Origin of the sequence: Streptomyces sp. BE20, assembly GCF_036322525.1 — a bacterium.
Taxonomy (GTDB): Bacteria; Actinomycetota; Actinomycetes; order Streptomycetales; family Streptomycetaceae; genus Kitasatospora.
In genome coordinates, this window is record NZ_JAQYWW010000620.1 from 182,425 (window position 1) to 203,588 (window position 21,164).

Here is a 21,164-nt window from a genome sequence, read left to right on the forward strand (position 1 = left end):
CGGTTCCGTGCGCGCACCGAGGACGGGGGCCTTCCCCCTCGCGGTCCTGGTCGGGCTGACGGCGGGGGGCCTGGTCTGGCAGCTCTTACCGGCCCCGGACGAACTCGGACGGCCGTCGGTGGCCCTGCCCGCCCCGGACCGGCCGCCGACCGGTCTGCTGCCCGTTCCCGTGCCCGTGCCTTCGTCGGCGCCCGCGCCCGGCCCCGGGTCCGTGCCCCTGCCGCAGGATCCGGCGGGCCCGGTGGTCCCGGTGGGCCCGGTGGAACAAGCGCCGGAGCCGCCCGGGTCCGACGGGGCCGGCAAGTCCGCCTCGACCGCTGCGCCCACCCGCCCGCTGAGCGCGGGCCTCGTCGGCGCGCCGGCCGCCGCAGCGACCGCGACGCCGCCCGCCGCCCTCCCGAACACCTCGCCAACCGCTCCGGCCCCGCAGGCGCCGCGGGTCCCCGCGGCACCGACCGCCCCTCCGGCACCCCCGCCGCCTCCGGAGGCCCCGGCCACGGAGCCCGACACCGGGGCCTCCGGTCCGGAGGAGGCGTTCACCGTCGAGTCCTCCCCCGGGGTTCCCCCGCCCGCGGCCGTCCTCCCCCCGCCCGCACCGGCCCCCGGGGGCGGCGGCCATCACCTGGCGCCCACCCCGCCGTCACTCGCCCCCGGCATCGCGCAGGTGCCCGAGGGCCAGGCCGAGGAGGAGTACTGGCGCGCCCAGGAGGAGGTCTGGGCGAAGGCCGAGGAGGCTTGGCGCCAGGCCGAGGCCGAACCGCCCTCCTGACCTCCGCCCCGGACACCCGAGCGGCCCCGGGTCGACGGAGTCCGGGGCCGCTCGTCGAAGGACGACGTCAGACGGTGATCACACGCGGCTCGCCGAGTCCGTCCACCTGGCCGGCCGCCTGGCACAGCTTGGGGATGTGCGAGGTGTCCGAGGTGACCAGCCGCACCGGAGGCTCGGACAGCGCGGCGGTGGCCACCACGAGCGCGTCGGCCAGGCACTCGTGCCCGTCCAGCCCGGAAGTGTCGAGCAGTTCACCGGCCGCCTCGATCACCCGCTCCGACACCGGGGCGATCGTGTACCGGGCCAGGAGGAACCTCAGCCGGTCACCCACGCGCCCGGTTCGGCGAACCTCCAGTGGCGTGACGGAACTGACGACCACCGGGGCCGAGTCCCGCTCGGCCGCGCCGATCAGCGCGGCCACGCGACTGTCGCGCTCGGCGTCCAGCGAAAGCGCCTGGGCGTCGAGCACTACCGTCCCGCAACGGCGCGGGGAGGCCTTGGCCCTGGTCAGGCGCTGGCGGCCCATGCTTCCTCCGCCCATTGCCGGTCGGCGTCGGTGATGTGGCCGTGGGCCTCGTTGTCCTCCACGACCTCACGCAACTTGGCCATCGCCACCCAGTGTTCAAGAGCCTCCGCCACCACTGCGGAGAACCCGTTCCTGTCCGTGCGCTGTTCCACCTCGGCGGCGAGATCGGCCGGGAGCGAGATCGACCGTCTGACGGCGAGGGGCGTTTCCGGAGTCAGTTCAGCAACCATGGGCGAAGAGTAACACCGCGCGTGTCAATAACTCAGAGTGTTCATGTGATCGCATGCAGTGCACGTAAGCGACCCCGGGCTCGACGGAGTCCGGGGCCGCTCGGGCGTGCGGGGGTGGGTCAGATGTGCACGGCGGGGCCGGCGTCGGTGGAGCCGCGGCGGGTCAGGAGGCCCAGGAGCGCGGCGGCGAAGGCGACCACGGCCGCGACCGCGAAGGCGAGCGACATGCCGCTGACGAACGAGTCGTGGACGGCGCCGGCCATCGCGTCGACCGCCTGCTGGGGGGTGCCGGCCGGAGCGGGCGGGGCGATGCCGAGCTGGGCGGCCTGATTGAGGCCCTCGGACCGGGCGGGGTCGACCGGGGGCAGCCCCGCCTTCGCCCAGTTGCCCGGCAGCACGTCGGTGACCTTGGCGGCCATCAGCGCTCCCAGCACCGCGGTGCCGAGACTTCCGCCGACCTGCATCGCGGACTGCTGGAGACCGCCGGCCACGCCGGAGAGCTCCATCGGGGCGTTGCCGACGATGACCTCGGTGGCACCCACCATGACCGGACTGATGCCCAGGCCCATCAGGACGAACCAGAGCGCCATCGCACCGTTGCCGGAGCCCGCGTCCAGGGTGGACATGCCGATCATCGCGGTGGTGGTGATCAGCATGCCGGCCACGATCGGGATGCGCGGTCCGAGCTTGCCGATCGCCACACCGGCCACCGGCGAACCGATGATCATCATGCCGGTCATCGGCAGCAGGTGGACTCCGGCCTCGACGGGCGACATGCCGTGCACGTTCTGCAGGTAGAAGGTGACGAAGAAGATCGCGCCGAAGAACGCGAAGGCCATCAGCACCATCAGCAGGGTGCCGGCCGACAGCGGCAGCGAGCGGAACAGGCTGAGCGGGATCAGCGGCTCCCGGGCCACCCGCTGCCAGAGCGCGAACAGCGTCATCAGCACGACGGCGCCGCCCAGGAAGAGCACGGTGGAGAGGTCGCCCCAGCCCCACTCGGGGGCCTTGATGATGCCGAAGACCAGCGCGAACATCGCCGCCGAGAGCAGCACGATGCCGGGGACGTCGAAGGACTTGGCGGCGTTCTCGGCGCGGACGTCCTTGAGGATCCACAGGCCGAGGGCCAGCGCGATCAGGCCGACCGGGATGTTGATGAAGAACACCGACTCCCAGTTGACGTGCTCGACCAGCAGGCCGCCGACGATCGGGCCGGCCGCCGTGGAGGCGCCGATCACCCCGCCCCAGATGCCGATGGCCATGTTGAGCTTCTCGGCCGGGAAGGCCCCGCGCAGCAGGCCGAGCGCGGCGGGCTGGAGCAGCGCGCCGAACAGGCCCTGGAGGACGCGGAAGGCGATCACCGTCTGGATGTTCCCGGCGAATCCGATCGCCGCCGAGGTGGCGGCGAAGCCGACCGCGCCGACCAGGAAGGTGTTCTTGTGGCCGAACCGGTCACCGATCTTGCCGGCGGTGATCAGGAAGACCGCGAGGGCGAGCAGGTAGCCGCTGGTGACCCACTGGATCTCGGAGGGGGCGGCCTTGAGGTCGGCCTGGATCACCGGGTTGGCGATCGCCACGATGGTGCCGTCCAGGGCGACCATCATCACGCCGACGGCGACGGTGAGCAGGGTCAGCCAGGGGTGCCCCTGGAGGCCCTTCCCGGCGGACTGCACGGGCGGCGGCGCGTCGGCCTTCGTGCTCTTGACGGCGGACTGGCTCATCTGGGCCCTCCGTGGGCTGGCTGGGGGCGGACGTGGGCGTGGCGCCCCGGCCCAACCCGTCCCCACGAGTGCCCGGCCCGACGGACGCCACTCCGGCAGATTATGTCAGCGACTGACATTCGGCAAACACTGACTTCTGCCTCCGGCTGACATTTGTCAGACCGATAGAGTTGGGCTTTACACCCCAGCCGCGTCACCGTCCGGAGGACACCCCGCCATGGCCGCTCAGCCCGCACTCCCCGCCACCGCCCCGGCCGGCCGGGCTCCCGGCGACCCGGAGCCGGAGCCCGGCCCTGGACTGCGCGAGCGCAAGAAGCGGCGCACCCGGGACGCACTGATCGAGGCGGCCCACCAGCTCTTCCTCAGCCAGGGCTTCGCCCGGACCACCGTCGACGAGATCGCCGCCGCCGTCGACGTCTCGCAGCGCACCTTCTTCCGGTACTTCGCCAACAAGGACGAGGTCGCCCTTGCCGTCCTCGCCGACGCCGAGGACTACTTCATCGACCGGCTCCGGAACCGCCCCGCCGACGAGAACCCGCTGCAGGCACTGCGCGCCGCGATCGTCGAGTCCTGGCGCGAGCTCGGCTCCCCGGACCGCACCGGACCCGGCTCGGTGACCAGCGCGCTGGAGCTGATCCGGATGATCGAGGACACCCCCACCCTGCTCGCCGCGCATCTGCGCCGGGTCACCGACCAGGAACGGGTGGTCACCCGGGTGATCGCCGAGCGCGAGAACCTCGACCCCGCCGAGGACCTGCGGCCCGCCGTGATGGCCGCCGTCTTCGGCAGCGTGCTGCGCGCCGCCCACCTGTCCTGGACCGCCGACCAGGAGGTGGACGGCCCGGAGGGCATGATCGCCCTGATCGGCCGCCACTTCGACCAGCTCGGCCCCGCCCTGGCCGGCGACTGGCGGCACTGAGAGCCGGCCCCGGCCGCACCGGGTCTCGCACCGGGGTCGCACCTGGTCATACCGGGGTACTACTCCCGGCCCCGGCAGGGCCCGAAAGGTCTGCCCACGGTCCGACGACGGACGGGTGGCGCGACTCCTAGGCTGGCCCGCGATGAAGACGCTCAGCAAGGCCTCCGCCCGGGCCCACGCCCTCCGCCTGCTCGGAACACTCCGGCACAACCTCAGCACGCCCACCGGCGGGCACACCCCCCTGCTCGGGGACTCCCCGCGCGCCTGGGTGCGACGGCTGCCGTACGTGGTCGCCCTCCTCCTCCAGGCCTCGCTGATCCCCACCGGCATCACCGTCCTGACCGGCTCCTACGACCTGGTCCTGCCCGTCGCCGCCGCACTCACCGTCGCCCAGACCGCCCCGCTGGTGCTGGCGGTCGCCCGGCCGCTGCCCGCCTGGTGGATCAGCGCAGGCGCCCTCGTCGCCACCGCCGCCGTCACCGCGCGCCACGACCACACCGGCGGCACCTGGCCGTGGACGGCGCCGATGATCCTGGCCTACCTCTTCCTGCTGATCGCGCTCGCCCTGCGGGAGAGCCGGGCCACCCTGGTCTCGGTCTGGGTCGCCACCGTGCTGCTCACCGGCCTCACCCTCACCCTCGGTCTGCCGCGCGGCGGCGACGGCACCACCGTGCTGCTGGTCGCGCTCAGCGGCGCCGTCCTGCTGCTCGGCTGGTCGGTCCGGGACCGGGCCGAGGCCCGGCGGCTGCTCGTCGAGCAGGAGCACATCAGCGAGGCCGAACGCGAACGGCGGACACTGCTGGAGGAGCGCGCCCGGATCGCCCGGGAGCTGCACGACGTGGTCGCCCACCACATGTCGGTGATCGCCGTGCAGGCCGCCAGCGCGCCGTACCGGATACCCGGCGTACCGGCCGACGCCGCCGAGGAGTTCACCGCGATCGCCGGCACCGCGCGCGAGTCGCTGGCGGAGATGCGACGGCTGCTCGGCGTGCTGCGCAGCGAGGATTCGGGCGCCGAGAGGGCCCCGCAGCCGGGTGTCGGCCAGCTCGTCCAGCTGGTCGAGACGGTCCGCCGGGCGGGGGTGGCGGCCGAGCTGACGGTCGACCCGGAACTGGCCGACGCGCTGCCGCCCGCCGTCGACCTCTCCGTCTACCGGATCGTCCAGGAGGCACTGGCCAACGTGGTCCGGCACGCCCCGGGCGCCGGCGCCTGGGTCTCGCTGACCGCCACGGACGTGTCCCTGCTGGTCACGGTGGTGAACGCGGCCCCGCCCGAGCGGGCGGAGTCGCTGGAGGCCTCGGTCGAGGGCACCGGCCAGGGACTGGTCGGGATGCGCGAGCGGGTCCGGCTGCTGGACGGCCGGCTGGACACCGGGCCGCTGCCGGACGGTGGCTTCAAGGTGGCCGCCGTCCTGCCGCTCGACGGCCTGACGGATACTCGGTCCGCCGGCACTGCGCCGGCCCAGCCGTAGGACCGGCTGCACGACGACCGGAAGAGCACCGCATGACCATCCGCGTGATCATCGTCGACGACCAGGCGATGGTGCGGGCGGGTTTCGCCGCCCTGCTCAACGCCCAGAGCGACATCGACGTGGTGGGCGACGCGGCGGACGGCGCGCAGGCCCTGGAGGTGACCGGCCGGACCCATCCCGACGTGGTGCTGATGGACGTCCGGATGCCCGTGATGGACGGGCTGGAGGCGGCCCGCCGGCTGCTCGCCCCGGCCGTGCCCGGCGCGCACCGCCCGAAGGTCCTGATGCTCACCACCTTCGACGTCGACGACTACGTCTACGAGGCGCTGCGGGCCGGGGCGAGCGGCTTCCTGCTGAAGGACGCGCCCCCGGCCGACCTGATCGCGGCCGTCCGGGTGGTCGCGGCCGGCGAGGCACTGCTCGCCCCCTCGGTGACCCGGCGGCTGATCGAGGACTTCGCCCGGACCAGGCCGGCCAAGCGCCGCGACCCGAAGCTGCGGCTCAACGGACTGACCCCGCGTGAGACCGAGGTACTGGAGCTGATCGCCCGCGGCCTCTCCAACCAGGAGATCGCCGCCCGGCTGGTGCTCGCCGAACAGACCGTCAAGACCCACATCGGCCGCATCCTGGCCAAGCTCGACCTGCGCGACCGCGCCCAGGCGGTCGTCCTCGCCTACGAGTCCGGCCTGGTGACGCCCGGCCAGTAGGGTCCGCCCCCCGCCCCGTGGTGGGGAAAACCTCAGTGATACCCGGGTAGCACCCGGGAGTTGGCCCTGCGGAGTGACGTCCGCAGGGCCGTCGCATTCCTACCGTCCTCCCCGTCGACGTCGAACGGACGAGGGAGAGAACGGACATGCGGCAGCAGCCAAGCCAGCAGCCCGGCCAGGGGCGTACCCGGCAGCGCGCCGAGCGGAGGCCCCGGCGGATCCGGCGGACGGTCGCCGCCGCCGGGCTGGCACTGGCCGCCGTCCTCGGCGCGGGCGGCTGGGCCGCCGCCGACGGCCAGCAGGCCGTGACCGGCCCCCCGCCCGGCACCGCCGCCTGGGTCGCGGACACCACGCTCGGGCTCCGGCTGCCCGACCCGGCCACCGCCGCCCCGGCCGAGGTGGCCGCCTTCTTCGACCGGCTGCCGGCCGCGGCCCGGGAGTCGCTGGCCGTCCGCCACCCGCTGGTGCTCGGCAACCTGGACGGCGCGCCGGTCCGGCTCCGCTACCGGGCCAACGAGGCGGCGCTCGCCGAGGAGCTCGGGCGTGAACTGGCCCGCGCCACCGACCCGTCGCTCACCCCGCAGGACCACACCGCCGCCCGGGAGCGCGCCGCGCGGTACCGCACGCTGCTCGACGGGGTGCGGGACGGCGGCCGCCGGTTCCTCGCCTTCGACCCGCGCGGCCGGGGCCAGATCGCCGAGGTGTACGGCGACCTGGCCACCGCCCGCCGGACGGCGGTCGTCGTCCCCGGCTCCGACATCGACCTGCGCACCTTCGACCGCGCCGGTGACCCGTACGGCACCCCGGCCGGCATGGCCCGCGCGCTGCACGGGGCGACCGGCGGGGGTACGGCCGTGATCGCCTGGGCCGGCTACACCACTCCGGTCGGGGTGGGCCCGGACGCCGCCACGGAGACGCTGGCCGAGGCCGGCGCCGGGCGGCTGGGCCGGCTGCTCGACGGACTCGCCGTCACCACCCGCCCGGACGCGCCGGCCACGGTGTTCTGCCACAGCTACGGCTCGGTGGTCTGCGGGCTGGCCCGGCCGGGCCCGGAACAGTCCTCGGGGGTGGTGGTCCTCGCCTCGCCGGGCCTGGGGGTCGACTCGGCCGCCGACCTCGACCCGCGGGTGCCGCTCTGGGCGGTCGAGCGGAACGACTCGGACTGGATCGGCCACGTGCCGTACGTCCGGTTCCTCGGTCTCGGTCACGGCGCCGATCCGACCGGGCCGGAATTCGGCGCCCGCCCGCTGCCGGCCACCGGCGCACACGGCCACACCGGCTACTTCGCGCCGGGCACCGCCTCACTGGCCGCCTTCACCACCGTCGCACTCGGCCGCTGACCCCGGCCGCCCGCCCCCGGCCGACCGCACCGGCCGCCGACCCCGGCCGCCGCCCGCACGTGCAACCGCACCGCCGCCACCCGCACCCGGGCCGCCCCGCCGCCACCCCGCCCCTTCGCCACACCCGCGAACGGAGACCCCGTCATGCCCAGCCCGCTCACCGCCCTGCGCCGGGCCGCCCACCAGGTGGACACCCGCACCCCCGAGACCCGCGACCGGGCCCTCGACGGCCTGCGCGCCCTCGCCCTGCTCGCCGTACCGGTCGGCCACTGGCTGCTCGGCGGCTTCACCCTCTCCTCCGACGGCGCGCTGCACAACGCCAGCCCGCTCTCCTCCCCCGCGCTCGGGTTCTTCGCACCGGCCAGCTGGATGCTCCAGATGCTCGGCGTGTTCTTCCTGGTCGGCGGCCACTCCGCGGTGCACTCGCTGGAGCGGGCCCGCGCCAAGGGCGTGGGCAACGCCCGCTGGCTGCGCGGCCGGGCCGTCCGGCTGCTCCGCCCGGTGCTCGGGGTGACGGCCGTCTGGGCGCTGCTGATCCCGGTGCTGCGGCACCTCGGCGTCCCCGCCGACACCGTCCGGACCGGGTCGACGCTGGTGGTGCAGCCCCTCTGGTACATCGGCGTCTACCTGGGCCTGACCGCGCTCACCCCGCTCTGCGTGGCCGCCGCCCGGCGGCTGGGCGGCTGGTCGGCGGGCGTCCTCCTGGCCGCCGTCGCCGTGGTCGACGTGCTCCGGTACGGGCCGTGGGCCGAGGCGGTGCCGTCCTGGGTCGGGCTGCTGAACATCCTGCCGGGCTGGCTCTTCGGCTACCAGCTCGGCGTGCTCTGGGCGCGCGGCCGGCTGGGCCGTCCGGCCGGCCGTCTGCTGCTGCTCGGCGGCGGCGCGCTGTTCGCCGCGCTGCTGCTGTTCTGGCACTACCCGGCCAGCATGGTCGGGGTGCCGGGCGCCGAGCGGACCAACTCCCACCCGCCGTCCCTGCTGGTGCTGGCGCTGGCCTCGGTGCAGTGCGGCGCCGCGGTGCTGCTGCGCGAGCGGCTCGGCCGGCTGCTGACCCGGCGTCCGCTGCTCTGGCTGCCGGTGGTGGCGGTCAACCTGTCGGCGATGACGATCTTCTGCTGGCACCAGAGCGCCATGCTGGCCGTCGCGGTGCCCGGCGCGGCCGTCCTGGGCGAGGTGCCGGGGCTGACCGTGGCGCCGGACTCGCTCGGCTGGGTGGCCGTCCGGCTGGCGCTGCTGCCACTGTTCGGGGCCGCGCTGATCGGGATCGGGTGGTTCACCCGGCGGTTCGACGGACCGTGGACGGCCTTCTCCCGACCCGTCAAGGCGGTGGCCGGAGCAGGGGCGGCGTTCTTCGCCGCGTACGCGCTGGGCGTGGTCTGAACGCCCCGGCGGTCGGAGCGAGGGCGGGGCGTGGGCCGGTACGGTCCACGCCCCGCTCGTGTGCCCGGCCACCGCGCCGGACCGGTCGTTCCACGCCGTCCGGTGCCGCCCCGCACCGGCCCGCTCCGCCCGCAGCCGACGCGCCGTCACCCACTTGCGACACGCACACGCCGAACGCAGTGCATCCGCATGCGAACCACCACGCACTGTGATGTTCTGTGACGGTCGGCGACCATTCGTGCGCCCGCGACCGCCACGGCCGTCCCCCCGCGCCGTTCGCCCCCGATGTCCCGCTGTCCCCCTCACTCCTTACCTCCCACGTTTTCGAGGAGTTCCATGTCCCTGTCCCTGCCGCGGCCCACCGGCCGGCCGCGGACCCGCCGGCGGCACTCCGCCGCCGTCGCCACCGCCGTGGTCTGCGCGCTGACCACCGGCACCGTCCTGACCGCCGCCGGCCCGGCCGCCGCCCTGGTCGGCACCCACGGCTCCGGCCACCACGACCCGGCCGGCGCCGACGCCCCGGTCGGTACCGCCCCGCGCATCACCGACCCCCGCGTGCAGGCCGAACTGCGGGACGACGAGGTCGCCGCGCTCGGCCAGGAGCACGCCGAGGAGCACGCCGGTGCGCGGGCGGCCATGCGCGGCGTCGGCGAGTACCCGCAGACCACCCGCACCAACCGGCTCAAGGCCCTGACGGACTCCCAGGCAACCCTCAACGCAGCCTTCGACCCGGCCGTCTTCGGCGCGTTCAAGGCGTACTTCCCGTCCCCCGACTTCGCCGCCCACATCGCCATGCTGCCGACCGGCAAGGTGCTGCTGTTCTCCTTCGAACGGATCGAGACCAACCCGGAGAAGGAACCCGCCCCCACCCAGACCATCGGCAAGGAGAACGCCGGGCGCGCCTACCTCTGGGACCCGGCCAAGGGCTCCGGCGCCGATTCGTTCACCAAGGTCACCCCGCCGGTGATCGACATGCCGGACGGCCTCGGCGAGCTGCGCCCGGCGCCGTTCTTCTGCGCCGGCCACTCCTTCCTTCCCAACGGCATGCTCGGCGTCTTCGGCGGCAACCTCGGCGGGAACGGCGGCACCGGCGCCAAGCTGTCGCTGATCTTCGACCCCTGGACCGAGACCTGGACCCGCAACCCCGACATGTCGGTCGGCCGCTGGTACCCGTCGGTGGTCACCGGCGCGGACGGCCGGCAGCTGATCATGTCCGGCCAGTCCGAGCTGGGCTGGGGCACCCCGACACCGGTGGTCGAGCGGTTCCCGGCCAAGTCCTACCCGGTGCCCTCCCTCAAGACCGACACCCCGAGGAACACCCCGGTCGACCGCTTCAAGGCCGACGCCCCGTTCAGCCTGGACTACCCGCACCTGTTCTCGCTGCGCGACGGCAACGTCTACGCCTTCGGCCGCCACCCGGACGAGCAGTGGGTCTTCGACCCGGTCAACGAGACCCGCCGCGACCTCCTCGCCCGCCCGGACGGCCGCAAGCGCGGCTACGGCTCGGCCGTCCCCCTCCCCGGCGGCCCCAACGGCCCGGAGGCCACGCTGTTCCTCGGCGGCGACCGGGACAACCCGAGCACCCTGCGCTTCTCCAACGGCAACTGGACCGCCGAGAAGTCCCGCGCGTTCGGCCGCACCCAGGACGACACCCTGCTGCTCCCCAACGGCACGCTGCTGACGGTCAACGGCGCCTACGACATCCGCGACTACGGCAACGGCCCGTACAACCCGAACGCCGACCTCAAGTACCGGCAGACGGAGCTGCGCGACGCCCAGGGCAACTGGAAGCTCGGCCCGGTCCAGCGGCTGCCGCGCGGCTACCACTCCAACGCCGTGGTGCTCCCGGACGGCCGCATCATGGTGACCGGCGACGAGCTCCAGCAGCTCGCCAACGACCCGGACATCACGGACAACATGAACGGCAGCATCGAGATCTACGAGCCCGCCTACCTCCACCAGGGCAACCGTCCGTCGATCGACCGGGCCCCGACCACGGCGGTCGGCTACGACAAGAACTTCCTCGTCACCACCACCACGCCCGGGCTCGTCTCCAAGGCCGTGCTGCTCTCGCCCACCACCGCGACCCACTCGGTCAACACCAGCCAGCGCCACCTCGAACTGCGGGTCACCAGCCGGGCCGGCAACCGTCTGGAGCTCCAGGCCCCGCCGGACGCCAAGGCGGCGCCGCCCGGCTGGTACATGCTCTTCCTGCTCAACGACCAGGGCGTGCCCTCCGTCGCCAAGTGGGTGCAGCTCAGCTCCTCGGCCTGACCCGACGACCTCCCACGCGCGACGAGGAGAACAACCCCCATGACCACGGCAACGGATCTGAGACTCCGCGAGAGCGACGAGATCCAGGGCGACATCGTCGCCGGCTTCAAGAAGGACAACGTCACCCTGCTGTTCCTCAAGTTCGAGGACGCCGCCCGGGCCCGCGACTGGCTGCGCCGGCTCGCCCCGCAGATCGCCACCACCCGCCAGGTCGCCGGCTTCAACGCGGCCTTCAGCGAGGCCCGCAAGTCCTCGGGCGGCGACGACCCCCGGACGCTCCGGGCCACCTGGCTGGGCCTCAGCCTGACCTACGAGGGCATGCGTCAGCTCTCCGCGACCGACCCGTTCCCGCAGGGAGCGCCGCCCGGCACCGGCCTGGAGGCGTTCAAGGAGGGCTCGGCCAAGCGGGCCGGCGCGCTCGGCGACACCGGCGACAACTCCCCGGAGAACTGGCTGTTCGGGAACGGGAAGAGCCAGCCGGTGCACGCGGTGCTGACGATCGCCTCGGACACCGAGGAGGACCTGAGGACCACCGTCGAGGCGCAGCGCGAGGCCGCCGCCACCGACCGGATCGTGATCGTGTTCCAGCAGAACGCCCAGACCCTGAAGGGCAGCCGCCGCGGCAAGGAGCACTTCGGTTTCAAGGACGGCATCAGCGAGCCCGGCGTCCGCTTCTTCGACCAGCCCGACCCGAACCGGCCCGAGGAGGTCCAGGGACACCCGGGCACCCGGATCGTCCCGGCCGGCGAGTTCGTCGTCGGCGAGCAGCCGGCCCCCGGCAGCGCCACCGAGTTCCCCGAGTGGGCCCGCAACGGCTCCTTCCAGGTGGTCCGCCGGCTGTCCCAGGACGTGCCCGGCTGGTGGGCCCAGGTCTCGGTCAAGCTGAAGGAGCTCAAGCAGGCCAAGGCCGTCCCGGAGTCCGCCACCGCCGAGTGGCTGGCCGCCCGGCTGGTCGGCCGCTGGCGCTCCGGCGCGCCGGTCTGCAAGCACCAGGACCGGGACGTCCCGAACGACCCGGCGGCCTCGTCCGACAACGACTTCGACTTCCGGGACGACCTGGAGGGCCTGGCCACCCCGCTCTTCTCCCACCTGCGCAAGACCAGCCCGCGGGCCGGCCTGCAGGCGCCCGACCCGAGCGTGCCGCCGCTCGACGCCCGGGACCTGGACGGCCGGCGGATCATCCGGCGCGGCGCGCCGTACGGGTACCCGTTCGACCCGGCCTCCGAGGGCCCGGGCGGGCCGGACGACCCGCGCGGCCTGCTCTTCGTCTGCTACCAGGCCGACATCGCGCGGCAGTTCGAGTTCATCCAGGCCGACTGGATGGACCAGCCGGACTTCCCGCCCGGTCGCAACCCGGAGCCCGGCAAGGACCCGGTGACCCAGCAGGCCGACCAGGTCGACTTCGAGAGCCGCGGCTCGGACGGCGCGGTCAGGCACACGCCCCTGAGCTTCCAGCAGTTCGTCCAGACCCAGGGCTCGGTCTACGCCTTCGCGCCGTCGATCAGCACCCTGAAGGCGCTCTGCGACGGGCGGCTCACCGGCCAGGGCCAGCAGGGCCAGAACCAGGGCAGCACCCAGGGCCAGCAGGGCCAGAACCAGGGCAGCCCCCAGGGCCAGCAGGGCCAGAACCAGGGCGGCACCCAGACCCAGTACCAGCAGGGCCAGCAGGGCGGCCAGACCTCCCCGCAGTCCGGCCGGGCCTACCCGTGCGACGAGATCGTCGCCGTCCCGGACCGGTGGCGGCGCGGTGGGCAGAGCGAGTTCTGGGTCTGCCACGGCGACCGGTACCGGAAGATCTCGGTCTCCGACGGCACCGGCGCCGACCGGGTGGTCAAGGGTGACGGACGGCTGAGCGGCCACCCCTGTCTCCAGGGCATCGCCCGGCTCGACTGCGTGCTGCCGATGCCCGACCTGCAGAACCCCGGCGGCAAGAGCTGGTACTGGGTGTTCCACAGCAGCGGCGGACGCCAGCAGTACCGGGCCGTCTCGCTCACCTGCGGCAGCACCCACGCCGGCACGCTGGAGCGACCGGACCGCGACCTCACCTCCTGGGGCTCGCTGAAGGGCGTCGGCCAGGTCGACTGCTTCCTCCCGGTGCCCGACCAGCAGCGGGTCAGGGGGAAGAGCTGGTACTGGGTGTTCCACACCACCGGCGGGCGCCAGCAGTACCGGCTGATCTCGGTGGCCGACGGCGCCGCGCACACCGACGTGCTGGAGCGCACCGACCGCGAACTCTCCCAGTGGGGCTCGCTGAACGGCGTCGGCAAGGTGGACTGCTTCCTCCCGGTGCCCGACCAGCAGCGGGTCGGCGGCAAGAGCGAGTACTGGGTGTTCCACGGCGACACCTACCGCCGGATCTCGGTGGCCGACGGCAGCGGCCACCCGGACCGCCTGGTCGGCGGCGACCGTTCCTGCTCCGGCTGGAACTCGCTGAGCTGACCCGGGCCGCCCCTCCCGGGCGGCCGTCCCGTCCGCCCCCCGGCGCCCACCCGGCGCCGGGGGGCGGACTGTCGTACCCCTGCCCTACTCTGCGGCCATGGTGACCTTCGACGAGTTCCGGGCGATGGCCCTCGCCCTGCCGCAGGCGACGCAGCAGCCCACGTGGGAGACCGAGACCCTCCGGGTGGACTCGAAGATCTTCGCGATGGGCTCCCCGGACGGCGACTCCGTCACCGTCAAGGCCTCCCGGGAGGACCAGGCCGAGCTGCTCGCCGCCGAGCCGGAGGTCTTCTCCAGCGCCCCGTACGTCGGGCGGCACGGCTGGGTGAGCGTCCGGCTGGACCTGGTCGACCGGGACGAGCTGCGGGACCTGCTGACCGAGGCCTGGCGGCGCGCCGCGCCCAAGCGGCTGGTCCGGGAGTTCGGCGCCGGGCCGGAGTCCGGACCGGCGGAGCCGGCGCGGGCGAAGGGGAGGCCGAAGTCGACGGGCGGAGGCGACGCATAGCCTGAACGAGTGACGCCCGTCCGGTCATCTCCGGTTCATGTGATCCATCCCACAGTTTAAGGTGCACCCACTCCTCTCCCGGGCCCCTAGGCTTGCGCTGGAAGTTGGCAGTCGTACCACCCTTCGGGCCCCGCCCGCGGATCGGTGACGGGACTCTCAGGGAGTTGAGGCGATGCGCCGTCGGCGGTGGAAGCATGTCCTGATCGGTGCCTTCGCGGGCTGCGCGGTACTCGCCGACGCGGGCGCGGCGGCAGCGCAAGCCGCTGCCGCCACTGAACAGTTGGCCATCTCCACACCACCGGCCGGCAGTCTCGCCTGGGTCGAGGACCACTCCTACGGGCACGACCTCCCCGACCCGGCCACCACCACTCCGGCCGCCGCAGCCGAGTTCTTCGCCGGGCTCGGCCAGGCCGAGCTGAACCGGCTGGTCGCGGCGTACCCGCTGGTGGTCGGCAACTTCGACGGCGCCCCGCTCGCCCTGCGCTACCGGGCCAACCGGGTGGCACTGGCCGCCGAGCGCGACCGTGCCCGGGCCAGCGCCGCCGACCCGGACCTCGACTCCGACCTGCACGCGCTGGCGGTCTCCCGCGCCAACGACGTCGAGAGCCTGCTCGCCCCCGAGCGGCAGATCCTCGCCTTCGACCCGCGCGGCCGCGGCCTGCTGACCGAGGTCTGGGGCGACCTCGCCTCGGCCGACCGGGTCTCGGTGATCGTCCCCGGCTCCGACGCCGACCTCGGCCACTTCGACCAGGCGGTCGAGCCGCTCCGCTCCCCCGCCGGGATGGCCCGCGCGCTGTACGCGGAGGAGCACCGGCAGTCCCCGGGCGCCCGGACCGCGGTGGTCGCGTGGACCGGTTACGTCACGCCGTCCGGCCTCGGCCCGGACGCCGTCACCTCCCGGCTCGCCGACGTCGGGGCGCCGCGACTGCGGCGGCTGCTCGCCGGGCTCCGGGAGACGACCCGGCCGCAGGCCCCGCCCGCGCTGTTCTGCCACTCCTACGGATCGGTGGTCTGCGGCACCGCCGCACCCGACATCCCCCGGGCCGCCGCCTCACCCTCCGACACCTCCGGGATCACCGACGTCGTGGTGTTCGGCTCCCCCGGCATGGGTGTGGAGAGCACCTCGGAGCTGGGCGCCGGAGTGCACGTCTGGGCCACCCGCAACGAGAGCGACTGGATCGGCAACGTGCCGTACCTGGAGTTCGGCGGGCTCGGCCACGGAGCCGACCCGACCTCGGCGGACTTCGGCTCCGAGCACGTGTCCTCGGCCCGCTCCGCCGGTCACAACGGCTACTTCACCCCCGACACCGACAGCCTGCACAACTTCGCGGCCGTCGCGCTCGGCGACTACCAGAACGTGGTCCGCCCGACGGTCGGCGCCTGACGGCGGTCGGGGTGATCGCGGCCGGCGGGACGATCGCGGCCACGGGTCCGTCAGCGCGCGTCCACGTAGAGCCGGACCGCCTCCGCGGCGGCCCTCGCCATCTCCCGGCGGGCGGCCGGCGGGGAGAGCACCTCGGCGTCCGCGCCGAAGGCGAGCAGCGCACGGACGGCCGGCAGCGACTGGAAGCCCAGCCCGAGCTCGACCCAGTCCTCCGGCGCCCCGCCGCCGGACTCGGGCGGCGGGGCGGCCAGCCGCCCGCCGTGGATCCGGACGAACATGTCCAGCCGCCCGCGCCGCACCCGCACCGCGACCTTCACCTCCTTGGGCAGCCGCTCCACCTGCTCCCGCAGCACGCCCCAGACGTCGCCCAGGCCCAGCCCCGGACGGCGGCGCGCCGGCTCCTCGGAGGTCTCGGCGTACAGCACCCGGTCGGCCCGGAACAGCCGCGGCTCGCCCTGCAGATCGGCCACCAGGTACCAGACCGCGGCCTTGCTGACCAGGCCGTACGGGTCGACGGTGTACTCCACCGGCCCGGGGGTGCCGCTGTGCCGGTAGCGCAGCCGCAACCGGCGGTCGGCGAAGACGGCGTACTGCAGCTCGCCGAGATCGGGCCCGGGCGGGGCGCCGGCCTGCAGCCAGCGCGCCGGGTCGACCAGGATGCGTTCGCTGATCCGCTCGGCGCCCGGGCGGTGCGGGGCGGGCAGTGCGGCCATCACCTTGCGCAGGGCCGAACCGAGCGCGCCGTCCAGCCCGAGATCACTGTGCGCACCCTGGGCGGACAGCACGAACAGGGCACGCGCCTCGTCGGCGGTCAGTCCGCTGACGTCGGTGCGGTAGCCGGGCAGCAGGCTGACGCCGCCGTGCCGGCCGCGCTCGGTGTAGACGGGGACGCCGGCCGTGGAGAGCGCCTCGACGTCGCGGTAGATGGTGCGGACCGACACCTCCAGCCGTTCGGCCAGTTCGGTGGCGGGCACCCGGCCGCGGGTCTGGAGCAGCAGCAGGATCGAGAGCAGGCGGTCGGCCTTCATGGCACGAGGATCGCAGAAATCCTGACGCCGGATGTCAGGTTTTACCGGGAGATTGCCTTCGAGACGAAAAACCCTCCGTACCGATGGAGTTGATCCCGCATGGACACCACCCAGGACCCGCGCCCGCTGTACCTGCTCGCCCTCGGTCAGCTGGAGAAGCTGATCGCCGAAGCCGGCCCGGAGACGCTCGACCGGCCCACCCCGTGCACCGAGTACGACCTGCGGACCCTGCTCGGCCACGTGGTCGGCGGTATCCACCGGTTCGCCTACCTCGGTGAGGGCGGGCGGTCCGAGGACGTCGCGGCGATGACCGGCGACCTGGCCGACGACGCCTGGCCGGCCGCCCTCGACCGGGCCCGGACCCGGGCGACCGCCGCGTGGGCCGAGGACGCCCGGCTGGACCGCCCGACCGCCGCGCCGTGGGGCGAGGTCCCGGGCCGGGCCGCGGTGGGCGGCTACATCCTGGAGACCGTCACCCACAGCTGGGACATCTCCCGGGCGCTCGGCAGCAGCGTCCCGCTGGACGAGCGGCTGGCCGAGACCGCCCTGGCGATCGCCGAGGCCGTACTGCCGACCGGCCCGCGCGAGGGCGCCCCGTTCGGCCCGGACCTCCCCGCCCCGGCCGACGCCGATCCGTACACCCGCCTCGCGGCCTTCCTCGGTCGCGAGGTCTGAGCCGCCACCCTTGCCGGCACCCGTGCCGGCGCAGCTGAACCGGCGCACCCCGGGCCGACGGGCCCGGCCGAACGCCGGCCCGGCGGGCCCGGGCTACCGAGCGGGGCCGCTCCCGGCGATCCGCCCGGCGTACAGGTCGATCTTGTGGTCGAGCACGGCCAGGGTCGCGTGCAGGTCCGCGACCTGCTGCCGCACCTCCTCCCGGTGGGCGAGCAGCAGGTCGCGCCGGTCCTCCAGGGTCCGGTCGCCCTCGCGGGCCAGCTCCACGTACCGCAGCATGTCGGCCACCGTCATGCCGGTCAGCCGCAGCCGGCCCAGGAAGGCCAGCCGGTGCAGGTCGGCGTCGTTGTAGCGGCGCTGCCCGGAGGCGGACCGGTCCACCGGGTCCAGCAGGCCGATCCGCTCGTACCAGCGCAGGGTGTGGGCGGTCAGCCCGCTGGCCGCCGCCACCTCGCCGATGGTGTGCCGGGGCGTACGGTCCGGCTCCCCGACCGGCGTGCGGAAGACGTCGGAGCAGGTGCGCGGATCGAGGTCGATCGGTGCGGGCACGGCCATGGTGGAACCCCCGGTGGCGGACGGTGCCGTCGGCGCCGACGGCCTGGACTGCACTCCGGCCAAGCCTGCCATCCCGGCGGCCCGGGCCTCCCCGTTAGAGTCGGGCCCATGGAGAGCTTGCGGAAGATCGAGGACTGGCCGGTGCCGAACGCGGCGGCGGCCGTGGTGCGGGGCGAGGACGGCGCGGTACTGGGCACGTACGGGCCGCAGGACCACCTGTTCCCGCTGGCGTCGGTGACCAAGCTGCTCACCTCGTACGCCGTGCTGGTCGCCGTCGAGGAGGGCGTCTTCGAGCTGGACGACCCGGCCGGGCCGGAGGGCTCGACCGTGCGTCACCTGCTGGCCCACACCTCGGGCCTGGCCTTCGACGAGCACAAGGTGATGGCCGAGCCCGGCAACCGCCGGCTCTACTCCAACGCCGGCTTCGACGTCCTGGCGCAGGCCCTCCAGCAGGCCGCCGGCATCGACTTCGGCCGGTACGCCGCGGAGGCCCTCTTCGAGCCGCTCGGCATGCGCGCGACGCTGATCAACACCGCCCACCGGGCGCCGGCCGGCGCCGGCGGGCTCTCCACCGCCGCCGACCTGGCCCTGTTCGCCGCCGAGCTCCAGTCGCCCAAGCTGCTGGACCCGTCCACGCTGGCCGCCGCCACCCGTGAGGTCGCCTTCCCGGGGACCAGTGGCGTGCTGCCCGGCTTCGGGCACCGGCGTCCGAACGACTGGGGCCTGGGCTTCGAGATCCGCGACGGCAAGGCCCCGCACTGGACCGGCACCGCCAACTCCCCGGCCACTTTCGGCCACTTCGGGCAGTCCGGCACCTTCCTCTGGGTCGACCCGGAGGCCGGCGTCTCCTGCCTCGCGCTCACCGACCGGGACTTCGGGCCGTGGGCCGCCGAGGTCTGGCCGGTGCTCAGCGACGCGGTGCTCGCCGAGCTCTAGGACTCGGACGGCCCCGGACGGGCCGGGCGGCTCCGCCCGTGCCCGCCCCCTCAGCCGTACGAGACCGGCGAGTGCATCTCCCAGAGGAGCAGTTCGGCGCCGCTCTCGCCGGCCGTCGGCGCGGCGAAGGCGTCCCCGGTGATCCGCACGCTGTCGCCCGGTACCATCGAGCGGCCGCCGCCCTGCGGCCCGGGCACCGTGCGGTAGCCGAGCGAACCGGTCGTCAGGTGGGCGTACCGCCAGGCGGCGGCCGGGAGCTCGGGCAGCGGCTGCCACGGCCCTGCCGTCACCAGCCAGAGCGCGGCGTCGCCGCGCCGCAGCCGCAACGCGTCCGTCCCGGCGTCCCGCGCCAGCCCGGAGGCGAGCAGCGTCAACCCGCCGGTGTCCGGTTCCACCCGGCGCAGCCCGTACGCCGGGGGCGCGTCGAAGGTGTCCGGCTGCAGCCACATCTGCACGAAGCGGACCGGGCCCCCGGCGCCGCCGACGTTCCGCTCGGTGTGGGTGACCCCGGAGCCCGCGCTCAGGTGCTGGACCATGCCGGGGCGGACCACGCCGCCGTGCCCCTCGGAGTCCCGGTGGGCCAGCGCGCCCTCCAGCACCCAGGTGAGGATCTCGGTGTCCCGGTGCTTGTGCTCGTCGTACCCGGCGCCGGGGGAGAGAAGTTCCTCGTTGCAGGCGAGCAGCGCGCCGAAGTGGGTGTTCCTCGGGTCGTAGTGCCCGGAGAACGAGAAGGCGTGCCTGGTCTCGACGCCCTCGGCGGGGGTGGAGACGTAGCGTTCGGCGGTCCGGCGCAGATCGGCGCGCGGACGGGCGGGAGCGTCGGTCACGGCCCCACCGTAGCGTGGTCCGGGGCGCGTTCCCGGGCGCTCCGGACGGGGTGCCGGCGCCGGTCGGCCCGCGACTGTGACGGTTGCCACCGTGCCGCTCCGCCGGGGGGCGTGCACAAGCAGTCACTCCGGTGAGGCAGTCTTGTCCTTGTGCCAGCCGCCTCCGCGAACTCCAAGAGCGATCCGACCGCCAAGCCCGACAAGAGCGGGAAGGCCCCGACGACCGGCGCCGGGAGGGACCGGCCCGGCCGGGCGGCCCCGCGCCTGACCGCGCAGGAGCGCCGGCTCGCCGCCGAACGTGCGGAGCGCCGCGTCGCGACCCTCAAGCGGCTGGAGAAGTCCTCGGGCAAGCTCGCCTCCGCCGCCATCGCGCGGATGGACGACCAGCTCGGCTGGTACCGGCGGATGCCGCCGGAGCACCGCTCCTGGATCGGCCTGGTCGCCCAGGCAGGCATCGCCGCCTTCACCGAGTGGTACCGCAAGCCGGAGGCCCCGCAGGCGATCTCCACCGACGTCTTCGGCACCGCGCCGCGCGAGCTGACCAGGGCGATCACCCTGCGCCAGACGGTCGAGCTGATCCGCACCACGATCGAGGTGATGGAGGAGGCCATCGAGGAGGTGGCCTCCCCCGGCGACGAGGCGGACATGCGCGAGTCGGTGCTGGTCTACGCCCGGGAGATCGCCTTCGCGACCGCCCAGGTGTACGCCCAGGCCGCCGAGGCCCGGGGTGCCTGGGACGCCCGGCTGGAGGCGCTGGTGGTCAACTCGCTGCTCTCCGGGGACGCCGACGAGGGTGTGCTCTCGCGCGCCGCCGCGCTCGGCTGGGGCCAGCCGAGCCAGGTCCGGGTGGTGATGGGCTCGGCTCCGGACGGTGACAGCGAACTCGTGGTCGAGGCGATCCGCCGGGCCGCGCGCTACGCCAAGCTGCACGTGCTGACCGGGGTGCTGGGCAAGCGCCTGGTGGTGGTGGTCGGTGGCGACAAGGAGCCGGTGCACGCGGCCCGGGCGCTGATCGGCCAGTTCGCGGCGGGCCCGGTGGTGGTGGGCCCGACCGTGCCGGACCTGCTGTCGGCGACCCGCTCGGCCCACGCCGCCGCGGCCGGCCTGCGGGCCTGCCCGGCCTGGCCGGACGCACCGCGCCCGGTCCTGGCCGACGACCTGCTGCCGGAGCGGGCGCTGGCCGGCGACCAGGCGGCCCGCCAGCAGCTGGTGGAGGAGATCTACACACCGCTCGACGAAGCCGGGTCGGCACTCCTGGAGACCTTGAGTGTCTACCTGGAGCAGGCGTCCTCGCTGGAGGGCGCCGCCCGGATGCTCTTCGTCCACCCGAACACGGTGCGCTACCGGCTTCGACGTGTGACCGACGTCACGGGCTACGCTCCATCCGACGTTCGTTCGGCCTTCACCCTGCGTATCGCACTGGCGCTGGGGCGGCTCACGGCCTCGGGAGAGTCCGGCTGAGCCCGATGTAGGGACCT

19 protein-coding genes are annotated in these 21,164 nt (G+C 74.4%); 13 read left to right on the plus strand and 6 right to left on the minus strand.

Annotated elements, in window-relative coordinates:
• Nucleotides 1-7 precede the first annotated feature (7 nt).
• Nucleotides 8-769 carry a hypothetical protein gene (locus tag PUR61_RS13035; protein WP_329878968.1) on the plus strand — a complete coding sequence of 254 codons (762 nt, stop codon included), beginning with the start codon at nt 8-10 and terminating at the stop codon, nt 767-769.
• Between the two features lie 67 nt (nt 770-836).
• Here the strand turns inward: PUR61_RS13035 and PUR61_RS13040 are convergent, their stop codons facing one another.
• From PUR61_RS13040 to PUR61_RS13050, 3 genes are all read right to left on the minus strand, one after another.
• On the minus strand, nt 837-1,295 hold the full coding sequence (locus tag PUR61_RS13040; protein ID WP_329878969.1) for a type II toxin-antitoxin system VapC family toxin: 459 nt from the start codon (nt 1,293-1,295) through the stop codon (nt 837-839).
• Nucleotides 1,277-1,525 carry a hypothetical protein gene (locus PUR61_RS13045; RefSeq protein WP_329878970.1) on the minus strand — a complete coding sequence of 83 codons (249 nt, stop codon included), beginning with the start codon at nt 1,523-1,525 and terminating at the stop codon, nt 1,277-1,279. Before PUR61_RS13045 ends, PUR61_RS13040 begins: the two co-directional genes overlap by 19 nt.
• Nucleotides 1,526-1,644: 119 nt before the next feature.
• Nucleotides 1,645-3,246, minus strand: a complete 1,602-nt coding sequence (locus tag PUR61_RS13050) for an MFS transporter (protein WP_329878971.1) — start codon at nt 3,244-3,246, stop codon at nt 1,645-1,647.
• Between the two features lie 217 nt (nt 3,247-3,463).
• On the opposite strand from PUR61_RS13050, the gene PUR61_RS13055 reads away from it, so the two are divergent.
• The 9 genes from PUR61_RS13055 (at nt 3,464) to PUR61_RS13095 (ending at nt 15,665) form a co-directional block, all read left to right on the plus strand.
• The gene (locus tag PUR61_RS13055) at nt 3,464-4,165 is read left to right on the plus strand and encodes a TetR/AcrR family transcriptional regulator (protein ID WP_329878972.1); all 702 of its coding nucleotides are present in this window, start codon (nt 3,464-3,466) and stop codon (nt 4,163-4,165) included.
• A 142-nt stretch (nt 4,166-4,307) separates the two neighbouring features.
• Entirely contained in the window at nt 4,308-5,636 is a 1,329-nt protein-coding gene (locus PUR61_RS13060; protein ID WP_329878973.1) for a sensor histidine kinase, read from the plus strand.
• Between the two features lie 32 nt (nt 5,637-5,668).
• Complete coding sequence (locus PUR61_RS13065; protein ID WP_329878974.1) at nt 5,669-6,343, plus strand: response regulator transcription factor; 675 nt, start codon at nt 5,669-5,671, stop codon at nt 6,341-6,343.
• A 146-nt stretch (nt 6,344-6,489) separates the two neighbouring features.
• On the plus strand, nt 6,490-7,683 hold the full coding sequence (locus PUR61_RS13070) for an alpha/beta hydrolase (protein WP_329878975.1): 1,194 nt from the start codon (nt 6,490-6,492) through the stop codon (nt 7,681-7,683).
• Between the two features lie 144 nt (nt 7,684-7,827).
• A complete protein-coding gene (locus PUR61_RS13075; RefSeq protein ID WP_329878976.1) occupies nt 7,828-9,063 on the plus strand; it encodes an acyltransferase family protein in 1,236 nt (411 codons plus the stop codon).
• Between the two features lie 336 nt (nt 9,064-9,399).
• On the plus strand, nt 9,400-11,337 hold the full coding sequence (locus PUR61_RS13080) for a galactose oxidase early set domain-containing protein (protein ID WP_329878977.1): 1,938 nt from the start codon (nt 9,400-9,402) through the stop codon (nt 11,335-11,337).
• 39 nt (nt 11,338-11,376) lie between these two features.
• Nucleotides 11,377-13,776: a Dyp-type peroxidase gene (locus PUR61_RS13085; RefSeq protein WP_329878978.1), complete on the plus strand. Its 2,400-nt coding sequence runs from the start codon at nt 11,377-11,379 to the stop codon at nt 13,774-13,776.
• Nucleotides 13,777-13,873: 97 nt separating this feature from the next.
• Nucleotides 13,874-14,281: an MmcQ/YjbR family DNA-binding protein gene (locus tag PUR61_RS13090; RefSeq protein ID WP_329878979.1), complete on the plus strand. Its 408-nt coding sequence runs from the start codon at nt 13,874-13,876 to the stop codon at nt 14,279-14,281.
• Between the two features lie 172 nt (nt 14,282-14,453).
• On the plus strand, nt 14,454-15,665 hold the full coding sequence (locus PUR61_RS13095; protein ID WP_329878980.1) for an alpha/beta hydrolase: 1,212 nt from the start codon (nt 14,454-14,456) through the stop codon (nt 15,663-15,665).
• Nucleotides 15,666-15,715: 50 nt separating this feature from the next.
• Here the strand turns inward: PUR61_RS13095 and PUR61_RS13100 are convergent, their stop codons facing one another.
• A complete protein-coding gene (locus PUR61_RS13100; RefSeq protein WP_329878981.1) occupies nt 15,716-16,693 on the minus strand; it encodes a helix-turn-helix transcriptional regulator in 978 nt (325 codons plus the stop codon).
• A gap of 99 nt (nt 16,694-16,792) precedes the next feature.
• On the opposite strand from PUR61_RS13100, the gene PUR61_RS13105 reads away from it, so the two are divergent.
• On the plus strand, nt 16,793-17,368 hold the full coding sequence (locus PUR61_RS13105) for a TIGR03086 family metal-binding protein (RefSeq protein ID WP_329878982.1): 576 nt from the start codon (nt 16,793-16,795) through the stop codon (nt 17,366-17,368).
• Nucleotides 17,369-17,461: 93 nt separating this feature from the next.
• On the opposite strand, the gene PUR61_RS13110 is transcribed toward PUR61_RS13105, so the two are convergent.
• Nucleotides 17,462-17,923, minus strand: coding sequence for a MerR family transcriptional regulator (locus PUR61_RS13110; RefSeq protein ID WP_329878983.1), 462 nt, complete (start codon nt 17,921-17,923; stop codon nt 17,462-17,464).
• A 108-nt stretch (nt 17,924-18,031) separates the two neighbouring features.
• Between PUR61_RS13110 and PUR61_RS13115 the strand changes: the two genes are divergently transcribed.
• The gene (locus PUR61_RS13115) at nt 18,032-18,859 is read left to right on the plus strand and encodes a serine hydrolase domain-containing protein (RefSeq protein WP_329878984.1); all 828 of its coding nucleotides are present in this window, start codon (nt 18,032-18,034) and stop codon (nt 18,857-18,859) included.
• A gap of 50 nt (nt 18,860-18,909) precedes the next feature.
• Here the strand turns inward: PUR61_RS13115 and PUR61_RS13120 are convergent, their stop codons facing one another.
• Complete coding sequence (locus tag PUR61_RS13120) at nt 18,910-19,686, minus strand: pirin family protein (protein ID WP_329878985.1); 777 nt, start codon at nt 19,684-19,686, stop codon at nt 18,910-18,912.
• A gap of 264 nt (nt 19,687-19,950) precedes the next feature.
• Here PUR61_RS13120 and PUR61_RS13125 point away from each other — a divergent pair, with 264 nt between their 5' ends.
• Nucleotides 19,951-21,147: a PucR family transcriptional regulator gene (locus PUR61_RS13125; protein WP_329879032.1), complete on the plus strand. Its 1,197-nt coding sequence runs from the start codon at nt 19,951-19,953 to the stop codon at nt 21,145-21,147.
• Nucleotides 21,148-21,164: the final 17 nt, after the last annotated feature.

What these genes read in the sequence shown, in the direction of transcription:
- PUR61_RS13090 (WP_329878979.1), top strand. Translation starts at nt 13,874, where the DNA reads ATGGTGACCTTCGACGAGTTCCGGGCGATGGCCCTCGCCCTGCCGCAG.
- PUR61_RS13095 (WP_329878980.1), top strand. Translation starts at nt 14,454, where the DNA reads ATGCGCCGTCGGCGGTGGAAGCATGTCCTGATCGGTGCCTTCGCGGGC.
- PUR61_RS13110 (WP_329878983.1), bottom strand. Translation starts at nt 17,923, where the DNA reads ATGGCCGTGCCCGCACCGATCGACCTCGATCCGCGCACCTGCTCCGAC.
- PUR61_RS13045 (WP_329878970.1), bottom strand. Translation starts at nt 1,525, where the DNA reads ATGGTTGCTGAACTGACTCCGGAAACGCCCCTCGCCGTCAGACGGTCG.
- PUR61_RS13085 (WP_329878978.1), top strand. Translation starts at nt 11,377, where the DNA reads ATGACCACGGCAACGGATCTGAGACTCCGCGAGAGCGACGAGATCCAG.
- PUR61_RS13075 (WP_329878976.1), top strand. Translation starts at nt 7,828, where the DNA reads ATGCCCAGCCCGCTCACCGCCCTGCGCCGGGCCGCCCACCAGGTGGAC.
- PUR61_RS13115 (WP_329878984.1), top strand. Translation starts at nt 18,032, where the DNA reads ATGGAGAGCTTGCGGAAGATCGAGGACTGGCCGGTGCCGAACGCGGCG.
- PUR61_RS13080 (WP_329878977.1), top strand. Translation starts at nt 9,400, where the DNA reads ATGTCCCTGTCCCTGCCGCGGCCCACCGGCCGGCCGCGGACCCGCCGG.
- PUR61_RS13065 (WP_329878974.1), top strand. Translation starts at nt 5,669, where the DNA reads ATGACCATCCGCGTGATCATCGTCGACGACCAGGCGATGGTGCGGGCG.
- PUR61_RS13055 (WP_329878972.1), top strand. Translation starts at nt 3,464, where the DNA reads ATGGCCGCTCAGCCCGCACTCCCCGCCACCGCCCCGGCCGGCCGGGCT.
- PUR61_RS13105 (WP_329878982.1), top strand. Translation starts at nt 16,793, where the DNA reads ATGGACACCACCCAGGACCCGCGCCCGCTGTACCTGCTCGCCCTCGGT.
- PUR61_RS13100 (WP_329878981.1), bottom strand. Translation starts at nt 16,693, where the DNA reads ATGAAGGCCGACCGCCTGCTCTCGATCCTGCTGCTGCTCCAGACCCGC.
- PUR61_RS13040 (WP_329878969.1), bottom strand. Translation starts at nt 1,295, where the DNA reads ATGGGCCGCCAGCGCCTGACCAGGGCCAAGGCCTCCCCGCGCCGTTGC.
- PUR61_RS13070 (WP_329878975.1), top strand. Translation starts at nt 6,490, where the DNA reads ATGCGGCAGCAGCCAAGCCAGCAGCCCGGCCAGGGGCGTACCCGGCAG.
- PUR61_RS13060 (WP_329878973.1), top strand. Translation starts at nt 4,308, where the DNA reads ATGAAGACGCTCAGCAAGGCCTCCGCCCGGGCCCACGCCCTCCGCCTG.
- PUR61_RS13050 (WP_329878971.1), bottom strand. Translation starts at nt 3,246, where the DNA reads ATGAGCCAGTCCGCCGTCAAGAGCACGAAGGCCGACGCGCCGCCGCCC.